Source organism: Leucobacter chromiisoli (genome assembly GCF_016522505.1).
GTDB classification, from domain to species: Bacteria; Actinomycetota; Actinomycetes; order Actinomycetales; family Microbacteriaceae; genus Leucobacter; species Leucobacter chromiisoli.
The window spans coordinates 21313-40434 of the sequence record NZ_JAEHOH010000022.1; the positions used below are offsets into that span (position 1 = coordinate 21313).

At 69.7% G+C, this 19122-nt stretch carries 21 protein-coding genes and 2 tRNA genes; 11 read left to right on the forward strand and 12 right to left on the reverse strand.

What is annotated here, in order from left to right:
* Nucleotides 1-317 precede the first annotated feature (317 nt).
* From JD276_RS14120 to JD276_RS14150, 7 genes are all read right to left on the reverse strand, one after another.
* Nucleotides 318-812, reverse strand: a complete 495-nt coding sequence (locus tag JD276_RS14120) for a hypothetical protein (RefSeq protein WP_200116312.1) — start codon at nucleotides 810-812, stop codon at nucleotides 318-320.
* Nucleotides 813-1372: 560 nt separating this feature from the next.
* Nucleotides 1373-1445 (reverse strand) — tRNA-Thr (locus JD276_RS14125).
* A 233-nt stretch (nucleotides 1446-1678) separates the two neighbouring features.
* Nucleotides 1679-2281 carry a DUF7340 domain-containing protein gene (locus JD276_RS14130; protein ID WP_200116313.1) on the reverse strand — a complete coding sequence of 201 codons (603 nt, stop codon included), beginning with the start codon at nucleotides 2279-2281 and terminating at the stop codon, nucleotides 1679-1681.
* A gap of 17 nt (nucleotides 2282-2298) precedes the next feature.
* The gene (locus JD276_RS14135; protein WP_200116314.1) at nucleotides 2299-2454 is read right to left on the reverse strand and encodes a hypothetical protein; all 156 of its coding nucleotides are present in this window, start codon (nucleotides 2452-2454) and stop codon (nucleotides 2299-2301) included.
* A gap of 161 nt (nucleotides 2455-2615) precedes the next feature.
* Nucleotides 2616-2689: transfer RNA gene (locus tag JD276_RS14140), tRNA-Arg, on the reverse strand.
* Between the two features lie 15 nt (nucleotides 2690-2704).
* Nucleotides 2705-3562: a tyrosine-type recombinase/integrase gene (locus JD276_RS14145; RefSeq protein WP_200116315.1), complete on the reverse strand. Its 858-nt coding sequence runs from the start codon at nucleotides 3560-3562 to the stop codon at nucleotides 2705-2707.
* Nucleotides 3563-3797: 235 nt separating this feature from the next.
* Nucleotides 3798-4739 carry an NAD-dependent epimerase/dehydratase family protein gene (locus tag JD276_RS14150; protein WP_200116316.1) on the reverse strand — a complete coding sequence of 314 codons (942 nt, stop codon included), beginning with the start codon at nucleotides 4737-4739 and terminating at the stop codon, nucleotides 3798-3800.
* Nucleotides 4740-4855: 116 nt separating this feature from the next.
* On the opposite strand from JD276_RS14150, the gene JD276_RS14155 reads away from it, so the two are divergent.
* The gene (locus JD276_RS14155) at nucleotides 4856-5452 is read left to right on the forward strand and encodes a TetR/AcrR family transcriptional regulator (protein WP_200116317.1); all 597 of its coding nucleotides are present in this window, start codon (nucleotides 4856-4858) and stop codon (nucleotides 5450-5452) included.
* A 32-nt stretch (nucleotides 5453-5484) separates the two neighbouring features.
* On the opposite strand, the gene JD276_RS14160 is transcribed toward JD276_RS14155, so the two are convergent.
* The 5 genes from JD276_RS14160 to pepN form a co-directional block, all read right to left on the reverse strand.
* A complete protein-coding gene (locus tag JD276_RS14160; RefSeq protein WP_200116318.1) occupies nucleotides 5485-6198 on the reverse strand; it encodes a DUF1345 domain-containing protein in 714 nt (237 codons plus the stop codon).
* 23 nt (nucleotides 6199-6221) lie between these two features.
* On the reverse strand, nucleotides 6222-6959 hold the full coding sequence (locus tag JD276_RS14165; protein ID WP_200116319.1) for a PIG-L deacetylase family protein: 738 nt from the start codon (nucleotides 6957-6959) through the stop codon (nucleotides 6222-6224).
* A 73-nt stretch (nucleotides 6960-7032) separates the two neighbouring features.
* A complete protein-coding gene (locus JD276_RS14170; protein ID WP_200116357.1) occupies nucleotides 7033-7437 on the reverse strand; it encodes a globin in 405 nt (134 codons plus the stop codon).
* Nucleotides 7438-7484: 47 nt separating this feature from the next.
* The gene (locus JD276_RS16025; RefSeq protein WP_200116320.1) at nucleotides 7485-8438 is read right to left on the reverse strand and encodes a mechanosensitive ion channel family protein; all 954 of its coding nucleotides are present in this window, start codon (nucleotides 8436-8438) and stop codon (nucleotides 7485-7487) included.
* 3 nt (nucleotides 8439-8441) lie between these two features.
* Nucleotides 8442-11039 (reverse strand): aminopeptidase N, encoded by a 2598-nt coding sequence (gene pepN / locus JD276_RS14180; RefSeq protein WP_200116321.1) that lies wholly within the window; start codon nucleotides 11037-11039, stop codon nucleotides 8442-8444.
* A 137-nt stretch (nucleotides 11040-11176) separates the two neighbouring features.
* Between pepN and JD276_RS14185 the strand changes: the two genes are divergently transcribed.
* The 10 genes from JD276_RS14185 (at nucleotide 11177) to rdgB (ending at nucleotide 19111) form a co-directional block, all read left to right on the forward strand.
* A complete protein-coding gene (locus JD276_RS14185; protein ID WP_200116322.1) occupies nucleotides 11177-12145 on the forward strand; it encodes an aldo/keto reductase in 969 nt (322 codons plus the stop codon).
* Between the two features lie 9 nt (nucleotides 12146-12154).
* Complete coding sequence (locus JD276_RS14190) at nucleotides 12155-12784, forward strand: mycothiol-dependent nitroreductase Rv2466c family protein (RefSeq protein WP_200116323.1); 630 nt, start codon at nucleotides 12155-12157, stop codon at nucleotides 12782-12784.
* Nucleotides 12785-12835: 51 nt separating this feature from the next.
* Nucleotides 12836-13327 carry a ribose-5-phosphate isomerase gene (locus JD276_RS14195; protein WP_200116324.1) on the forward strand — a complete coding sequence of 164 codons (492 nt, stop codon included), beginning with the start codon at nucleotides 12836-12838 and terminating at the stop codon, nucleotides 13325-13327.
* Between the two features lie 126 nt (nucleotides 13328-13453).
* Nucleotides 13454-14461 carry an Fpg/Nei family DNA glycosylase gene (locus JD276_RS14200; protein WP_200116325.1) on the forward strand — a complete coding sequence of 336 codons (1008 nt, stop codon included), beginning with the start codon at nucleotides 13454-13456 and terminating at the stop codon, nucleotides 14459-14461.
* 236 nt (nucleotides 14462-14697) lie between these two features.
* On the forward strand, nucleotides 14698-15045 hold the full coding sequence (gene rplS / locus JD276_RS14205) for a 50S ribosomal protein L19 (protein WP_200116326.1): 348 nt from the start codon (nucleotides 14698-14700) through the stop codon (nucleotides 15043-15045).
* 214 nt (nucleotides 15046-15259) lie between these two features.
* The gene (gene lepB, locus JD276_RS14210) at nucleotides 15260-15979 is read left to right on the forward strand and encodes a signal peptidase I (RefSeq protein WP_200116327.1); all 720 of its coding nucleotides are present in this window, start codon (nucleotides 15260-15262) and stop codon (nucleotides 15977-15979) included.
* On the forward strand, nucleotides 15976-16656 hold the full coding sequence (rnhB, locus tag JD276_RS14215) for a ribonuclease HII (protein WP_200116328.1): 681 nt from the start codon (nucleotides 15976-15978) through the stop codon (nucleotides 16654-16656). Before lepB ends, rnhB begins: the two co-directional genes overlap by 4 nt.
* 165 nt (nucleotides 16657-16821) lie before the next feature.
* Entirely contained in the window at nucleotides 16822-17688 is an 867-nt protein-coding gene (gene murI, locus JD276_RS14220) for a glutamate racemase (RefSeq protein WP_307866588.1), read from the forward strand.
* A gap of 74 nt (nucleotides 17689-17762) precedes the next feature.
* The gene (rph, locus tag JD276_RS14225; protein ID WP_200116329.1) at nucleotides 17763-18515 is read left to right on the forward strand and encodes a ribonuclease PH; all 753 of its coding nucleotides are present in this window, start codon (nucleotides 17763-17765) and stop codon (nucleotides 18513-18515) included.
* Nucleotides 18512-19111 (forward strand): RdgB/HAM1 family non-canonical purine NTP pyrophosphatase, encoded by a 600-nt coding sequence (gene rdgB / locus JD276_RS14230; protein WP_200116330.1) that lies wholly within the window; start codon nucleotides 18512-18514, stop codon nucleotides 19109-19111. The genes rph and rdgB overlap by 4 nt, the downstream gene beginning before the upstream one ends.
* Nucleotides 19112-19122 lie beyond the last annotated feature (11 nt).

Here is a 19122-nt window from a genome sequence, read left to right on the forward strand (position 1 = left end):
CCAAGGCAAGGAGGCTCGCAGGACTCACCCTCGCGGCCCGCGTTGTACCCGTATGGCAGGCCCGAGTCCTCGGGGTCGCAACGGCTCTTACCGCGATAGTTCCCCGCCTGGTGCACTGGCCACGGGTCACCGCTGATCGGCCGGTTGCAGTGCTTGCAATCCACGATGACCTCCTGGTGAAGTGTTCCCCGTGCTCGGACGCCCTGGTTATCGACGTTGAGTAAGTGTGGCGCGGCACGGGGGAGTCTAGAAATGACGAAACCCCCAGCCAGTGAGTGGCTGAGGGTTTCTACCTCGTAAGCGGTTGAGGTTGTGGGTTATGCGTTCGCCTTGGCGGGGCGTCCCGGCTTGGTGGTCCGGGTTTCCAGGTAGCGCTCGATAGCGTGCTTCGAGTAGAGCGGTCCCTGCGCGGTCGTGATGACCGCGTGCGGGAACGCGCCGCTCTCGGCGAGCTGCCGCGCGCGCTGGCGCGAGAAACCACCCATGTCCGCAATCTCCGCGAAACTGACGACCTCAGGGTAGGTGGGGTCTGTCACGAGCTCGTTCATTGCGTCTTCGGACAGTATCTCGACTCCTGCGAGGTCAATCGCGCCAATGGTGCCAGATGCACGGTCGACCAAGAGATTAGCTGCAGTATCAACTGCGTCAAGGACAGTGGGGGCTTCCACCGTGAACGTGATGGTTCCGCCCGCATCGTCAGGTGCGATGCTCATCGAAGCTCCGTTGGGTGCGAGTTCTCCAATGAGGTCAAAGGCGGCATCATCACTGAACTTTGCGCTCGTGAATGTCAGTGATGCGTGCCAGGTATGCATGGTCGTGCTTCCTCCGTCGTATCTCTATTCGATTGAATTTCGTGAGGGAGGTTCGGTAGATTGTGGGGAGCTTCTACCACCAAGTTTTAGCTCCCCACAACCTCGTTCGACCGCTTACTGGATGTAGCCGCTCTTTCTGAGTCTTGCTACGCAGTTCTGATACCAGCGCCCGTCGGACGGGGTTTTGTGTATCGCGACTGCGGGCTTGGCCTTGTCGGGCGGGTAGCACATCCATCCTTTCTTGGATGCTTTGATGTGCCAGCCCTGGGCCTCCAGCGATTCGAGAAGCGGTTTGATTCGCCTATCGATCCGGTTTTCACCTCCCTCTATTGAATTGTGGTTTCAGTCTACCACAAAACAGTTGTCACTGGGAAGTGAATATGTGTTCGAAGTTGGGCCAGCAGAGGCGGTACCGGGATAACCGGTGCAGGGCGCATGCTGGCGGTGCGTGATGCGGCCGTGCACAGCCGCTTCGCTCTGAGGTCTTTTCAGTAGCATCCGCCACACGGGCAGGCTCGGCCAATCCGAGCGTCAGAGCTTCCCGTCACGCACGGGATTCGAGCCTTCTGCCCGACTCGAACGGGCCACCCGCGGTTTACAAGACCGCTGCTCTACCAGATGAGCTAAGAAGGCGAGTGGGCGGCGGGCACTCAGCCCGAAGGCGGGTGCCACGTGTTTAGCGCAGCTGACCGCCGCCCCAAAATCCCGCCCAATCCCGGAGGAGGAGCGGGAGCAAAGCCCGCCGTCGCGGGCTATTCAGTTGTGGCCGCATATACGAAGCGACCCCGGGGACCGTTTGGTCTTCCGGGGTCGCTCGTTTCGCGTGTCTTTAGTGTACCACGGATTGTGGCACGAGGGGCGAACTGCTATTCGACGAGGCTGTGGAGGGCGGTGAAATCGACTTCGATGCCCATCTGCTCAGCGAGCCCCACGAGGGCGGTTTCGGTCGCCCACATCGCCCCACAACACCGGCACTCGGCGACGACAGCACGCCCGCGCTTGACGGGGATCACGACAGCGGCGCGCTGCGTGTCACCGTCCACGTGGTAGCGTTCCCCGCACTCCGGGCATGGAGCCGTGAGTTCCTTCTGATGCGGCGGGTCGAACAGGTCCTCGATCTGGGCGACCCACTGCCCGAACATCGCGTCGAGACGTTCCCTCAGGTCGTCGTCGATGGTGCCGTTCGCGTGCTCCGCCTGAATGGTGCGGGGGAGTCGACTGATTACGTCTTCGAGGGTGCCGCGGTGGTCGAGGTTGAAGGAGCGGAGCCAGCCTCTCGCGATGCCGTCGATGTGCTCCCACAGGGTGAACGCGCCGAGGTTCAGGAGGCCACCATCCGATGATCCGCCGCCGCCACTGCCTGCGCCGAGTGAGGACGTGAGAGCCTCCCTGAGCTGATCGATCAGCGGCCCGCACTCGTACTCCGCCCCGTCATAGTGCACCGTGTGCGTCTCCGTCAGCCGTTCCACCGCTCGCGCCGTATCCGTCACTTCTTTCCCCCCGAATAGATCATTGCGAGTACCATCTGCTCGGCAACGGTCTCGTTCCACCCGGCAAGGACGAACGCTTGCTTGAATCCCGTCAGCGCCTCGACCGCCTGCTGGCGGTCCTCGAGCATCTTCTCCATCTCAGCCTGAGTCACTGCACACCCTCCCGTTAACGACGAAAGCGGCCCACCATGGTGAACACCCGAAGTGTTCTGGTTATGGTGGGCCGCTAGGTCCGAGATAACGTTAACACATCCATACCTGCCGGCGGCCGATCGGTAATTGGCATGGCGGCAACGTTGGCAGCGATAGGTAGCGCCCCCGGCACGATTCGAACGCGCGACCGACCGGGTAGAAACCGGTTGCTCTATCCAGCTGAGCTACGGAGGCAACGGATCCACCTTACTATGCAGCAACCTTTCGCGCTGTCCGTTCAGGAATGGTCACCTGCGGGAGTCGCTGCTGCGCTTCGTCTATCTCGCGATGCGGCACTGCGAGGTAGCGGCTTACTGATTGCAGGTCTGAGTGCCTGAGGCCTGCGGCGACCACCGCCGTGGGTGCCCCTGCGATCGAGAGTTCGGTGGCATACCATCCGCGGAGGTGGTGGGGACGGTGGCCCGTAATGCCCGCCCGCTTCATGGCTTTGCCGAGGACATTGGAGACGTTTCGCCCGGTGACGTGGCCGCCGTGGTCGGGGGATCGGAACCACCATCCGGTGCGGGGATACTTTTGAGCTTCTGCCCACACGAGTGGGTGCATGGGTCGCCAAACTTCTTTGCCGCCTTTGCCGTCTACGGAGAGGAGGCGCTTGCGGTCCCAGTCGATGGCTTCACCTGAGACGGCGGCGATTTCTGAGGCGCGGAACCCTTGGTATGCGTAGAGGAGGACGTACATTCGCGTCTTAGCGTAGATGCCGGAGTTGATGAGCAGTTCGAGATCCTCAGTGGTGACCGGGTTCGGTTCCGTCTTGAGCACGCGGACGGTAGGCAGACGCACTGCGGGGCAGTCCAGGCGGAAGCCTTCATCTTGTACCCATGACCAGAAGCCGTGGAACAGGCTCTTATAGCGCTGTTTCGTGGCGGGGGAGATCCCGTCGCGTGCGAGGTCGCCGATCAGGTCATACCGCGTCATCGTGAGGATCGTTTTGCCGGTGCGGCGCAGCGTTGCGCGGATGCTGATGAGGTGTTCGTCAACGGTGCGTTTCCGGTAGCCGGATGCTGAGGCCCAGGCGGCCCATGTGGCGAGAATCGCTTCGTCGTCCATTTGGTCTCCTTTGACTTTCTGGTCCTCGGAGACTAGCGAAAGATGCGATTTCATTTTTCTGTATTCTGGTGGGTTGACCTGGTGTTTCTAAGCGGCGGCGGGGAAGAGAGGGATGAGTTCTCCCATGTGTGAATCTGCTGCCTTGTAATCCGTCGGTCGCAGGTTCGAATCCTGCCGGGGGCACCGTGCACCGGCTCGAGCGCCCGGCGCTCCGCGCCGATGGGGCGGTGGGCGCCTACGCGGCGGCCGCCGAGTCGTGCTCGCGACGGATGGCGTCGAGCCCCTCGACATACGTGGTCACCCGGAAATCGGGGAACCGCTCCTGGAACTTCGTGGAGTCGAAGCGATTGTCGTGGCGATAGCGGGGGAGCAGCTCGCCGATCTCGCGAGCCGCGGGAGAGACGATCCCGGCCGCGCGAAGCGCCCACTCGGGTATCACCCGGTATGCGGGGTCGCGGTCGAACGCGGCGGCGGCGACCTCAACGAACTGGCGGAAGTCGAGCCGGTCGTGGTCGACGGGAAGGTGCCACGTCTGCCCGTAGGCGTCGGTCGTGTTCCCGAGGGCGGCGAGCGCGCGGCTGGCGTCCGGGGTCCATATCAGCGTGCGAAGCCGATCGTCCCGCACCGGGACCCGGGGCTTCCTGCCCGCTCGCAGGGGATCGATGATCAGCGAGTTGGTGAAGCCCTGCGTGCGCCCCGGCCCGTAGAACTCGGGGGCGCGGCCGATGAGGACGGGGATGTCGCCGCGGGCCATCTCGTCGAGCACCATCGTCGCCATCTCCGCGCGGACCCTGCCCTTGCGGCCCGCCGGCGCGAACGGCAGGCCCTCGACCTGGACGCGGTCGTCCTGCGGATACATGTAGGTGTTGTCGAAGTAGACGAACTTCGCGCCGGCCGCCCGGGCTGCATCGAGCGCGTTGCGCAGCATCGTGGGGAACTGCCTCTCCCACAGGGCGGTGTCCGCGGGCAAGCCCGCTGCGAAGTAGACGATGTCGCTGCCGGCGACCGCGGACTCGGTCAGCTCCGCGTCCATGAGATCGGCGGGTCTGAGCTCGTCGGTCTCGCTCACCCTGCGCGGGTTGCGGCTGACCAGGCGAAGCTCGGCGTCGTAGGCGCGGTTCAACTCCCTGGCCAGCTCGACGGCGATCTGCCCACCAGCGCCCAGTACGGTCTGCATCCGCTTCTCCATCTTCAGGTCATCCGCGCTCCGGCGGTGCCGCGGGTCGGCGCCTCGGTCGGAGCCGTGCGGTAATGTTGTCACTGCACACATCATCGTACGAATGGAAGTGTTCGGTGTCAACTTCGGAGAAGAGCTACCACCACGGAGATCTGCGCGCCGCGCTGCTGGCGGCCGCGATCGAGCTGCTGGAATCGGGCGAGCCGTTCTCGATGCGCGCGGTGGCGCGGCGGGCGGGAGTGTCGCAGACCGCTCCCTACCGCCACTTCGCCGACCGCAGCGCGCTCGACGGCGCCGTCGCCGTGGCGGGGTTCCACGACCTCGCGGCCGACCTCTCGGCGGCTCTGGAGGTCGCCTCCGAGGAAGCGGCGCCGGAAGAGGTGCTGGGCGCGCTCGGCGTCGCCTACGTTCTCTTCGCCCTGAGACGGCCGGCCGAGTTCCGGATCATGTTCGGCAACGAGTGCGACGATGCCGACGCGGAGCGGGTGCGCGCCGCTCAGGGGCTGCACGCGCTGCTCGAGGGCGTCCTCGCGGAGATGTTCCCGGAGGCGGACGTGCCGAACCTCTCCACCGCTCTGTGGGGCACGGCTCACGGTCTCGCGTTCCTGCACCTGGACGGCAAGCTCCGCCCCGAGCGCCTGGACGAGGTCGAGGGCCGGGTGCGTGCGGCGGTCGCGGCGGTGCTCGCCGTGAGCGGCGCGCCCGCGCGTTGACGGCGGGCGACGGGGATGACGGCCTCCGGGCCCTATCGCGTCGCGACGAGCCCGCTGACGAGGGAGACCACCATCGCGACGACGAGCGCGTTGAAGGCGAAGCCCAGGTAGGTCTGCGTGCGCACGGTACTGAGGCCCTCGCGGGTGCGGGGCGTTCCGGCGGACATCGCGCCGACCGACGAGATCATGACCGACATCGAGACGAAGTCGATGAACTCCGGAGACTCCTCGATCTCGAAGTCGATCCGCTCGCCGGCGGCGTGGAGCCGGAAGTAGCGGAGCGCGAAGGCGTACACCATGGTGGCCCATGACGCCGCCGCCGTGACGATGACGAGCAGCGGGAACCAGAGCCCGCCGACGTCTCGCCCGAGGACGGTGGCCATGATGGCGGCGAGCAGGGAGACCGTGGCGGCCGACATCGTCCAGCTCGCCGTGTCGCCGAAGCCGAGCGAGCGCGAGAGGCGGCTCGGGCCGCGGCGGTGCTGGACCGCCGCGATGCGCTCGGCCTCCGCGGGCGGCGTGCGTGAGAACAGCCGATGCGTCCAGAGGATGTAGACGAGGGAGAAGACCGTCCACGAGGCGCAGAACAGCGCGACCGCGAAGAACGGGTCGGCTGAAGAGGGATCGCTCCAGAACGTGAACAGCCAGCCGACGATCGCGAACGTCGGCGCGAACGAGGCGATGCCGCCCCGGAAGCCGTCGTCGTAGGGGAGCGGAACCTTCCTGAGCCTGCCGCGCCGTTTCACCCCTCCAGCCTAGTCGCGACGGCTCACTCGCGGAGGCGGTGCACCTCGAATGCGACGGCGTGGGGCACGCCCGCCCGACGCCCGCCCTCGGCGAGCAGCTCGGGGATGAAGTCGGTCGGCGCGGGGTGCCAGGGCAGGTCGGCCAGGTACGCCTCGTGTGCGGCGAGCGAGGCCACGGCGCGCGAGACGCCGGCCTCGGGCACCTCGACGTAGTGCGTCGCGTCGCTGCCCGTGAGCAGCAGCCAGGTGACGCCCCACGGCGCGAGATCCTCCTCGTGCAGCAGGTCGGGGAAGACCCAGCGGTTGTCGGCGTCGCGGGCCGCGTCGATGGCGGCGAGACCGGCGGCGCGGTGGTCCGGGTGATCGAGCCCCCACCCGACGTTCAGCCGTCCGCTGCCGCAGACCACGGCGTCGGGCCGGAACGCCCGGATCTCGCGGGCGATCGCGCGGCGCAGCCCGAGACCGTACTCGAGCGTTCCGTCCGGGAAGTCGAGGATCGTGAGCCGCTCGACCCCCACGGCGGCGCAGGCCCGGCGCTGCTCCTCCGCGCGCAGCGGCCCGGCCTCCTCCGGCGGGCGCTGCATCCCGGCCTCGCCCGCGGTGAGCAGCAGGTAGGCGACCTCGACGCCCCGATCGGTCCACGTCGAGACGGCGGCCGAGGTGCCGTACTCGATGTCGTCCGGGTGCGCCACGACCACGAGGACGCGCTGGATGTCGCCGTCGTCGAGCGGCGCGAGAGCGGGGGAGGAGTGCTCGGTCATGCGGCCAGGCTAGACCCCGCCTCCCCGCTGCGGCAAGGGGCTCGCCCGCCGCTCGCCGCCCCGCTCTCCCCGGCTACTCGAAGCGGTTGACCATGGCGTGCGCGGCCCGCTCCACGTAGTCGCGGAAGGCCGCGTCGTGCAGGGGCGGCAGCTCCGCCTCGTCGAGGGCGGCGTTCATGTGCCGCAGCCAGCGGTCCCGGGCGTCGGGCGTCACCGCGAACGGCCCGTGCCGCATGCGCAGCCTCGGGTGTCCGCGCTGCTCGGAGTAGGTGGCGGGCCCGCCCCAGTACTGCTCGAGGAAGGCGCGCAGCCGCCAGATGGCACCCTCCCAGTCGGCATCCGGGTACATCGGGGCGAGCACCGGATCCTCGCGCACGCCGTCGTAGAAGCGACGGACGATGCGCTCGAAGGTCTCGGTGCCGCCGACCTGCGCCCACACCGTGTCCGTGACCGCGGGTCCGTTCTCGCCGGTGCGCAGCGTGAGCCGCGGCGCGGGCGCTCCCTCGGGCCCCGCGCCTCCCCCGTTCACTGCGCCCCTCCGGGGTACTTCGGCAGCTCCGCGGCGAGGGGGATGTCGAGCTCCCGGTACTTCGCCTGCAGGGCGGCCCGCAGCGCGCGCTGGACCTCCCACTGCGCCTCCGGCCGGGTGCGCATCACCATGCGCAGCGTGGCGCGGTCGCCGTAGACGCTCTCGAGACCCCAGACCTCGGGCTCGCCCGTCACCTTGCGGGCGTACGCGGGCGAGCTCAGCAGCTCCCGAGCCGCGTCGATCGCGGCTCGCTCGGCGAGCTCCAGATCGCTGTTCGCATCGATCGTGATGTCGACGAGCGCGCGGCCCCAGCCCTGCGACGAGTTGCCGAGGGTGAGGATCTCGCCGTTGCGGACGAACCACAGCGTGCCGTCGATGCTGCGCACCTGCGTGATCCGGATCCCGACGTCCTCGACCGTGCCCGAGACCTCGCCGATCGTCACCACGTCGCCGACGCCCAGCTGATCCTCGAAGGCCATGAAGATCCCGTTGAGGATGTCCTTGACGACGTTCTGCGCGCCGAACGCGAGGGCCGCGGCGAGCACGCCTGCGGAGGCGAGCACGGCGGTGAGATCGAAGCCGAGGTTGCCGAGGATCATGGCCAGGGCCACGATGACGATCGCCCAGGTGATGACGCTGCGTCCGATGCCGCCGAGCGCGCGGGCCCGCTGCACGGCCCGCGCGCTCACCTTCGGGGCGACCGAGAGCTCCTGCGTGGAGTCGACGTTCTGAGCCTTCTTCACACCCGTGACGACCCGCTCGATCATGCGCCGCAGCAGCAGACGCAGCACCCAGTGCAGCACGAAGGCCCCCACGATGATGCACAGGATGCGGATGGGCACCTGGTAGGCCACCACGAAGTCGACGAACGCCGAGCCGACCTGCTCGGTCACCTGCTCGACGCCGTCCGAGAGCTGCTCGCCGCCGTCGGGGGTCTCTTCGAGCTTCACCGTCTACTTCTCCCCGTCCACCCGCTGCGCCGCGAGCGCCCGCTCGACGCCGGCGAGGTGCTCGGAGACCATGCGGCGCAGGGCCGCCGGCGCATCGGGGTTGGCGTCGAGCCAGCCGCGCGTCGCCTCCGCCAGCGCATCTCCGCTCGCGGAACCGGCGAGCGGTGCGGGATAGAAGCCCTCGATGAGCTCCTCGGCGATCGCGTAGCTGCGCGACTCCCAGACCCCGGCGATTGCGCCGAAGAAGCGCTCGACGTACGGCTCCAGCAGCGCGAGGTCGTGGGCGCGGGTGAACCCGAGGCCCGTCGCCCGCACGATGGCGTTCGGCTTGTCCGCCGCGTCGAAGACCGACGCCCAGGCCGCGGCCTTGCCCTCCGCGGTCGGCAGAGCGGCGCGCGCGTGGGCGGCCGACTGGTTGCCGCTCGCGGTGCGATCCTCGGCGAGGCGCGCCTCGATCTGCTCCGCGCTCGCGCGGCCGCCGGCGGCGAGCGCGATGAGCAGCTCCCAGCCGAGGTCGGTGTCGATGTCGAGGCCGTCGAGCGGGGCGCGGCCGTCGAAGAGCGTCTGCACCGTATCCAGGTGCGCGTCGGTCGACGCCAGCTGGCCGAATGCCTTCACGAACTGGAACTGGTTGTCGGTGCCGGGCTCGGCGTCGACCGCGAGCCGCCAGAGCGCATCGGCGACCCGTTCGAGGGTGGCCTCCCGGCGCTCCGGGGCGACATAGCTCGACGCGGCGAGCAGCAGCTGGTTCAGCAGTGTGCGGAGCGTGGTCGAGGCGTTCTCGCGGCCCACGTGCGCGAGCACGACGTCGACGAAGCGGGAGGCGGGAAGCTCCGCGTCGCGCGCGGCGTCCCACAGCGTGCCCCAGAGGAGCGCCCGCGCCAGCGAGTCCGGGGTCTCGCCGAGGTGCGCGATCGCCGTCTCGAGCGAGCGCTCGTCGAGGCGGATCTTCGCGTACGTCAGGTCGTCGTCGTTGAGCAGCAGCAGATCGGGCTGCGACTCGCCGACGAGCTCGGCCACCTCGGTGCGCGGGCCGTCGACGTCGAGCTCGATGCGCTTCACGCGGCGCAGCGCGCCGTCGGTCAGCGAGTAGAGCCCCACGGCGATCCGGTGGGGGCGCAGCGTCGGGTGATCGTCGACCGCCGTCTGCTCGATCGCGAAGCTCGCGTACGCGCCCGCCTCGTCGAGCTCGAACACGGGGCGCAGCGTATTGACGCCGGCCGTCTCCAGCCACTTCTCCGACCACTCGCCGAGGTCGCGCCCGCTCCGGGCCTCGAGCTCCGCGAGCAGATCCGGCAGCTCCGTGTTGCCGTGGTGGTGCTTGACGAAGTAGTCGTGCACACCGCGCATGAAGGGTTCGCGGCCGACCCAGGCGACGAGCTGCTTCAGCACCGAGGCGCCCTTCGCGTAGGTGATGCCGTCGAAGTTGACGAGCACGTCCTCGAGATCCCGGATCGGCGCCACGATCGGATGCGTCGACGGCAGCTGATCCTGCCGGTACGCCCACGACTTCTCGGACGCCACGAAGGTGGTCCAGCACTCGGTCCACTCGGTCGCCTCGGCGACGCCGAGCGTCGACATGTACTCGGCGAACGACTCGTTCAGCCACAGGTCGTTCCACCAGCGCATCGTCACGAGGTCGCCGAACCACATGTGGGCGAGCTCGTGCAGGATCGTGACGACGCGCCGCTCGCGCATCGCGTCCGTCACCTGGCTGCGGAAGACGTAGGCCTCGGTGAAGGTGATCGCGCCGACGTTCTCCATCGCGCCCATGTTGTACTCGGGCACGAAGAGCTGGTCGTACTTGTCGAAGGGGTAGGGGTAGTCGAACTGCTCCTCGAAGAACGCGAAGCCCTCGCGGGTCTTGTCGAAGATGTAGTCCGCGTCGAGGTACTGGCCGAGCGACTCGCGGCAGAACACGCCGAGCGGGATCGTGCGGCCGTCGCGGCTCGTGAGCTCGGAGCGCATCACGCGGTACGGGCCCGCGATGAGCGCCGTGATGTAGCTCGACATGACGGGCGTGGGCTCGAACGCCCACGTCGCCACCGGCTCCGGATCGCGGCCCTCGACGAGCTGCACGCTCGCGCCGTCGACGGGCTCGGGGGCGGGCGTCGGCTGGTTGCTGACCACCTGCCAGCGCGCCGGGGCGGTCACGGTGAAGCGGAAGGTCGCCTTGAGGTCGGGCTGCTCGAACACGGGGAACATCCGGCGCGAGTCGGGCACCTCGAACTGGGAGTAGAGGTACACCTCGCCGTCGACGGGGTCCACGAAGCGGTGCAGGCCCTCGCCCGTGTTCGTGTAGAGCTGGTCGGACACGATGCGCAGCGTGTTCTCCGCTGCGAGCGAGGGCAGCTGGATCCGCGAGTCGGCGAACACCTCGGCGGGGTCGAGCGGCGCGCCGTTGAGCTCCACGCTCAGCACCTCGGCCGCGATGAGGTCGATGAAGGTGCCGGCGCCCTCGGCCGCCGAGAAGCGGACGGTGGTGTCGGCGCGGAACCGCTCGGGCCCCCGGGTCAGGTCGAGCGCGACCTCGTAGCTCTCGGTGGTGACGATCGCGGCGCGCTCCTGCGCCTCTGCGCGGGTGAGGTTCTCTCCGGGCACGGTGCTCCTTGTTTCGCGGTGTGGTTCGCGGTGTGCGGCACCGCGCGGCGGCGCGGTGCGGGAATGACGCCGCGGTCGCGGCGAGGACGCCACCAGACTAGACCCGGGGCGCTGGACAAGTGCGTAGAGTTGGCTGCATGACACGCGTACTCGGCACCTCAGGTCTCGTCGTCTCCGAAGTTGGCCTCGGCTGCAACAACTTCGGCCGCCCGGGCAGCGCGACGGAGGATCAGTCGGGCTGCGACGCGGTCATCGGCGCCGCGATCGACGCGGGCGTCACGCTCTTCGACACGGCCGACATGTACGGCTACGCCTTCGGCCGCAGCGAGGAGATGATGGGGCGCGCGCTCGGCGCTCGCCGCAGTGAGATCGTGCTGGCGACGAAGTTCGGCCATCCCGGTGTTGACAGCCCCTACGCGAACGCGGAGGCGCGCGGATCCCGCCGCTACATCCGCCAGGCCGTCGAGGGCTCGCTCGCCCGTCTCCGCACCGACTGGATCGACCTCTACCAGCTCCACATGCCGGATCCGCTGACGCCGATCGCCGAGACCGTCGTCGCGCTCGACGAGCTCGTGCGCGAGGGCAAGGTGCGCTATCTCGGCCACTCGAACCTCTCGGGCTGGCAGATCGCGGAGGCGCACTTCGTCGCGCGGGAGCTCGGCTGCACCGCGTTCATCTCGGCGCAGAACGAGTTCAGCCTCGTGAACCGGGAGAGCGACCGGGAGGTGCTGCCGGCGGCCGCGCACCTCGGCCTCGGCGTGCTGCCCTACTTCCCGCTCGCCAACGGCCTGCTGACGGGCAAGTTCACGCGGGACCACTTCCCCGCGGACTCGCGGATCATGCGCCAGCGCCCGCACGTCGCCCGCGACGCCGACTGGGACGCGCTCGACGCCTACCGCGCGCTCTGCGACGAGTGGGGTGTGACGATGCTGGAGGCGACGTTCGGGTTCCTGCTGACGCACGAGCCGATCGCGAGCGTCATCGCCGGTGCGACGCGGCCGGAGCAGGTGCGGCAGAACGCCGAGGCGGGGGCGCGGTTCCGCCCCGACGCGGACCAGCGCGCCGCCATCGACGCCCTCTTCCCGTCGCCGGGGGCTCGGCGATAGGGTCGAGGCATGAGTGCTACGCCCGAGACGCCGCGATCGACGAACCCGACGTCGGTCGAGTTCTACTTCGACCCGATCTGCCCCTGGTGCTGGATGACGAGCCGCTGGGCGGCCGAGGTCGCCGAGACGCGCGGCTTCGAGATCGCCTGGCACCCGATCAGCCTCGCGATCCTCAACGAGGGCAACCCCGACGAGTCCCACGCAGAGGGCCATCGGCAGGGACTGCGCGCGGGGCGCGTCATCGAGGCGGCCAGGCGCCGGCACGGCGAGGGGGTCGTCGGCGCGCTGTACGCCGAGTTCGGGGCGCGCATCCACCCGGGTGCTCGAGGCGACTTCGACGCGATCATCGTCGAGGGGCTGGCGAGGCTCGAACTGGATCCCGAGCTCGCCGCCGCCGCCGACTCGGAGGAGTACGACGCGCAGCTGCGGGCCAACACCGACCACGCCATCGAGATCGCCGGGCCCGACGTGGGCGTGCCGATCATCTCGATCGACGGCGTCGCGTTCTTCGGGCCCGTCGTGACCCCGGCGCCGACGGGCGAGGCGGCGCTGCAGCTGTGGGACGGGATCTACGCGGCGGCGAGCGTTCCGGGCTTCTACGAGCTCAAGCGCGGCCGCACCGAGGGCCCGCGGTTCTAGCGTCTCGGAGTGCGCTGGGGCCCGAGCCCCGACCCCCGTAGACTGGAGCCCATGCGCATTCACGTCGCCACCGATCACGCCGGCCTCGAGTTCAGCCAGCAGCTGCAGCAGCACCTGCGCGACCGCGGTCTCGAGGTGATCGACCACGGACCCGAGGAGTACGACGCGCTCGACGACTACCCGTCGTTCTGCATCAACGCCGCCGTGGGCGTGGCCCGCGACGAGCGAGACGGCGTCGAGGCGCTCGGCGTGGTGTTCGGGGGCTCGGGCAACGGCGAGCAGATGGCGGCCAACAAGGTCGAGGGGATCCGCGCCGCTCTGGTGTGGAACGAGTCGACGGCGCAGCTCGCCCGCGAGCACAACAACGCCAACGTGATCTCGATCGGGGCCCGCCAGCACGAGGTCGCCGACGCGATCCGCTTCATCGACCTGTTCATCGACACCCCGTTCCCGGGCGACGAGCGCCACGTGCGCCGCATCGGGCAGCTCGGCGAGTACGAGCGCACCGGCACGATCGCCGGCAAGCAGGTCGACCGGCCGTAGACGGCGGTCTCTCCGACCGGCGCCGCATACGTCCGTCGCGGATGTGCGCTCGGGGCCTCCATACTGCACATTCTCGACGGATCACTTCAGCAGATTCAGACCAGGCAAGCCTGAGAGGACGGGTTCATGCCCGAGGGGCACTCCGTACACCGCATCGCGCGCCAGTTCGGCGTGAACTTCGTCGGCACCGCACCGGAGGTGTCGAGCCCCCAGGGTCGCTTCGCGCAGGGCGCCGCGATCCTGAACGGCCGCGAGATGACCGACGCCCGCGCGGTCGGCAAGCAGATGTTCCTCGAGTTCGAGGGCGACCACTGGCTGCGGGTGCACCTGGGCATCTACGGCGCCTGGGATTTCGCCGGCGAGGTCGAGATCGATCCCGCCATCCAGATCCACACGACGAAGTTCGGCCGGGGCCGGCTCGGGCAGACCGGCATGGCGGGAGTGGTCGAGGGGCCCGTGGATCGCGCGGGGGAGGACTCCGTCGCGTCGATCGGCGCGCCCCGTCGCTCGCGCGTCGCCCGCGTGCACATGGCGGAGCGGGATCGCGCTGAGGCGACGAACGGCGCGTTCCCCCCGGATCCCGTCGGGCAGGTGCGCGTGCGGCTGCTCACCGAGACCGTGTGCGCCGACCTGAGGGGCCCGACCGCCTGCGAGGTGCTCACCCCGGCCGAGGTCGACGCCGTGGTGCAGAGGCTGGGGCCGGATCCCGCGAACGCGAACACCCCGGAGGAGCGTCAGCGCTTCGTGGACCGCGCCCGCAGGAAGAGGACGCCCATCGGCCTCGTGCTGATGGATCAGTCGATCATCGCGGGCATCGGCAACGTGTACCGCGCCGAGATGCTCTTCCGCGCGCGCCTCGATCCGCACACCCCCGCGAACTCGCTCGACCCGGCGGTGCTCGAGGATCTCTGGGACGACTGGGCCCACCTGCTCGAGATCGGCATCACGGTCGGGCAGATGATCACCATCGACGGGCTCGAGGGCGAGGCGTACCGGCGGGCGCTCGCCGAGCGCGACGAACGGCACTGGGTCTACAAGCTCGAGGGCACGCCCTGCAAGCGCTGCGGCACGAACATCGTGCTCGAGGAGTTCGGGGCGCGCAAGCTCTACTGGTGCCCCGGCTGCCAGCTCTGAGCGTCGCCATCGGCTTCGCGGTGCGGCGCTCGTGGTGGTGGCGGGCGTGCTGCTGAACCGCTGAGCGCGCGGCGGCTCGCCGGGGTCGCGCACGGTGCCCGAGACTGTGGCATAATTGATCCTTGTGCCACGGCGCGACGCTGCCGCGAGGGTTTCGCACGGTCCGTGAAGCACGCCTACTCTTCGAACACAGGAATCCGCGTTCCGACTTGCGGCGGGCGCAGAGAGAGACGATCATGCAGAAGCTCGACCACGTCGATGCCGCGTCGCTGAAGAGCGACATCCCCGAGTTCCGCGCCGGCGACACCGTGAAGGTGCACGTGAACATCGTCGAGGGCAACCGCTCTCGTGTCCAGGTGTTCCAGGGCGTCGTGCTCGCCCGCCACGGCGACGGCGTCCGCGAGACCTTCACCGTTCGCAAGATCAGCTTCCAGGTGGGCGTGGAGCGCAAGTTCCCCGTGCACTCGCCCGCGATCGACAAGATCGAGGTCGTGACCCGCGGCGATGTCCGCCGCGCGAAGCTGTACTACCTGCGCGGCCTCACCGGCAAGAAGGCGAAGATCAAGGAGAAGCGCGAGGCCTGATCCTCGCGCCGTCGAGAAGCCCCCGCCCGGGTTCGCCCGGGCGGGGGCTTCTCGCGTCCGTGCGCTCCGGCGCTCCGGATAGCGGCCCGGCCGCCGTGCGCTCCGACGCTCCCGGATAGCGGCCCGGCCGCCGTGCCGGGCCGCGTTCCCAGGTGGGCGGTGGCAGGATAGTCGGGTGCCTGCCGAGCCTCTCGGCCGGAAGTGAGGAGCCGAGATGAGTGCAGCAGAGAACCGTCGCAGACGGAGCGGCGTCCTCGGCTTCCTCCGCGACCTCGTCGTCATCCTGGTGATCGCGTTCCTGGTCTCCTTCCTCCTGAAGACGTTCCTGGTGCGCAGCTTCTACATCCCCTCGGGCTCGATGGAGGACACGCTCCAGGTGAACGACCGGATCCTCGTGAACCAGCTGGTGCCCGACGTCATGGACGTGCAGCGTGGCGACATCGTCGTGTTCAAGGATCCGGGGGGCTGGCTCAACGCGCGCGCCGTCGAGCCGCCGAGCGACTTCGAGCGGGTGCTGCAGGTCGTGGGCCTCGCCGCCGACACGAGCCACGAGTACGTCGTGAAGCGCGTGATCGGCGTCGGCGGAGATCGGGTGGCGTGCTGCGACGCGAGCGGGCGCGTCACCGTGAACGGGGTGCCGCTCGACGAGCCCTACATCAAGCTGCCCGAGGGCGAGTCGCGGGTGTCCGACATCGACTTCGACGTGACGGTGCCCGAGGGCTCGGTGTGGGTGATGGGCGACAACCGCTATCAGAGCAAGGATTCCCGGTACAACCAGGATCAACCGGGCAAGGGCTTCGTCTCGGAGGACGAGATCGTCGGCCGGGCCTTCCTGCTCAACTGGCCCTTCAGCCGCTTCGGGTGGCTCGGCAACCCCGAGGAGACCTTCACGGGCGTGGAGGCGGCGAAGTCCGAGGGGGCCGCGGCCGGATGAGCGCGCTCGCGAAGGACCCGACGCTCCACCTCGAAGCGGAGTTCATCTCCGCCGGCGCGCGCCTCGTGATCGGGATCGACGAGGTCGGCCGGGGCGCGGTGGCGGGCCCCGTCGCCGTCGGCGCGCACGCCGTCCTCGCGGGGACGGAGACGTTCCCCGAGGGGCTGCGGGACTCCAAGCTGCTGAGCGAGAAGCGGCGCGAGGCCCTCGCGCCGCTCGTCGCCGAGTGGGGCGCGGGCGCGGTCGGCTACGCCTCGGCCGAGGAGATCGACGCCCGCGGCATCACCGCGATGCTGGGCGAGGCCGCGCGGCGGGCGCTGCTGATCCTGCACGGGGCCGGCGTCGCGGTCGAGCAGGCGGTGGTCCTGCTCGACGGCTCCCACGACTGGCTCTCGCCCGCCCTGCGCTCGCCCCTCGACGTGCGGGTCAAGGTGGGCGCCGACCGCGCCTGCGCGAGCGTCGCCGCGGCCTCGGTCCGGGCGAAGGTCGACCGCGACACGATCATGCGGGAGGCGCATCTCGAGCACCCGTTCTACTGCTGGGAGTCGAACAAGGGATACGGCTCGAAGGCGCACTACGCGGGCATCGCCGAGCACGGGCTCACCGAGCTGCACCGCCACACCTGGATCAAGCGCTCCGTCGGCGGTGCGCGCGTTACTGACGAGGTCACGCGGTAATCGCCCGGATTCGCGTGCATAGCGCGTGACGTCGTGACCGACGCGCGCGGCGGCCCGGGGCGAAGCGCGGTGACCCGGGGCGAAGCGCGGTGACCCGGGGAGAAGTGCGGCGGCCCGGGGCGAAGGCTGACCGGAGCGAAAGGCGAGTGCCGGTAGTCTGGTGCGGTGAGTGCGAATCGCGATGTGTACGCCCCCATCGGCGTCTTCGACTCTGGCGTGGGGGGCCTGACGGTTGCCCGGGCGATCCGGGATCAGCTCCCCGGCGAATCCATGATCTACGTGGGCGACACGGCCCGCACCCCGTACGGCCCCCGCCCCATCGCCGAGGTGCGCCGCTTCGCGCTCGAGATCCTCGACGACCTCGTGGCGCAGGGCGTGAAGATGCTGGTGATCGCGTGCAACACCGCCTCCGCGGCGGTGCTCCGGGACGCCTACGAGCGCTACGACGTGCCCGTGGTCGAGGTGATCGGCCCGACGGTGCGCAGCGCCGTCTCGATCACCCGCAACGGCCGGGTGGGACTCATCGGCACGGCCGGCACCATCCAGTCGCGCGTGTACGACGATCTGTTCCGCGTGCGCCCCGAGATCGAGCTCTCCACGCAGGCGTGCCCGCGCTTCGTGGAGCTCGTGGAGGCGGGGGAGACGAGCGGGCCGGAGGTGCTCGCCGTCGCCGAGGAGTACCTGGCGCCGCTCGTCGCCCGCGACATCGACACGCTGGTGCTGGGCTGCACGCACTACCCGTTCCTGCGCGGCGCGATCCGCCAGGTGGTCGGCCCGGAGGTCGCGCTCGTCTCGAGCGACATCGAGACGGCGAACCAGGTCTACCAGACGCTCACCGACCGCGGGCTGCTGCGACCGGCCGGCGGCCCGGAGCCCGTGCTCCGCTACGAGGCGACGGGCGACGACGCGACCGCGTTCGTCGACCTCGCGCGCCGCATGCTCGGGATCGGGATCGACGCCGTCGACCACGCGCCGACCGGCGCGATCCGGCTGCCGGGCCGGCTCCCGGCATCGAAGACCCCCGCCGAGTGAGCGGTTCCGGCTCCCGTCACCGCGGAGCCGGAACCGCTCATCCGGCCACACCGAACGCCACCCGAGGAGACATCATGAGCGAGACCACCCGAGCCGACGGCCGAGCCCCCGGGCAGCTGCGGCCCGTCACGATCGAACGCGGCTGGAGCGCGCAGGCGGAGGGCAGCGCGCTCATCTCGTTCGGCGGCACGCGCGTCCTGTGCACCGCCTCCTTCACGCCGGGCGTGCCGCGCTGGCTGACCGGCCGGGGCACGGGCTGGGTGACGGCCGAGTACTCGATGCTGCCGCGCTCGACGAACGAGCGGATGCAGCGCGAGTCGGTCAAGGGCCGGATCGGGGGCCGCACGCACGAGATCTCGCGGCTCATCGGCCGCAGCCTCCGGGCCGTCGTCGACACGAAGGCGCTCGGCGAGAACACGCTCGTCATCGACTGCGACGTGCTGCAGGCCGACGGGGGCACCCGCACCGCCTCCATCACGGGCGCCTACGTCGCCCTCGTCGACGCGATCGCGTGGGGCAGGGAGCGGGGCCACATCGCCCGCAAGGCCCAGCCGCTCAAGGACAGCGTCGCGGCGGTCTCCGTCGGCATCGTCGGCGGCGTGCCGATGACCGACCTCGCGTACGTCGAGGACTCGCGCGCCGAGACCGACATGAACGTCGTGGTGACCGGCTCGGGCGACTTCGTCGAGGTGCAGGGCACCGCCGAGGGCGCGCCCTTCCGCCGCGACGAGCTCGACGCGCTGCTCGATCTCGCGCTCGTCTCCGCCGGCGAGCTGCGCGAGATCCAGAGCGCCGCGCTGGGCGTCGACCCGCGGGGGGAGCAGTGACCGCGACCAGGGTCGTCCTCGCCTCCCACAACGCCCACAAGCTCGAGGAGCTGCGCCGCATCATCGGGCCCCTGATCCCGGGCATCGAGCTGATCGGCTACGACGGGCCGGAGCCCGTCGAGAACGGCACGAGCTTCGAGCAGAACGCGCTGCTCAAGGCCCGCGCCGCGGCGGAGCACACGGGTCTTCCCGCGGTCGCGGACGACTCGGGGATCGCCGTCGACGTGCTCGGCGGATGCCCGGGCATCTTTTCGGCCCGCTGGGGAGGGCCCTCGCGCAGCGACGCGGCGAACGTCGAGCTGCTGCTGTGGCAGCTCTCGGATCTCGCCGACGAGCACCGCGCCGCGGCCTTCGTGTGCGCCGCGGCGCTGGCGCTGCCGTCGGGGGAGGAGACCGTGCGGATCGGCACCTGGCCGGGGTCCGTGCTGCGCGAGCCCGCGGGCGCGGGCGGGTTCGGCTACGATCCGATCTTCCGCCCCGACGGCGAGGAGCGATCCGCCGCCGAGCTGAGCCCGTCCGAGAAGGATGCCCTCTCGCACCGCACCCGGGCCTTCGCGGCGCTCGCGCCCGACATCCTCGAGCTGGCGGGCGAGTAGCATCCGAGTGG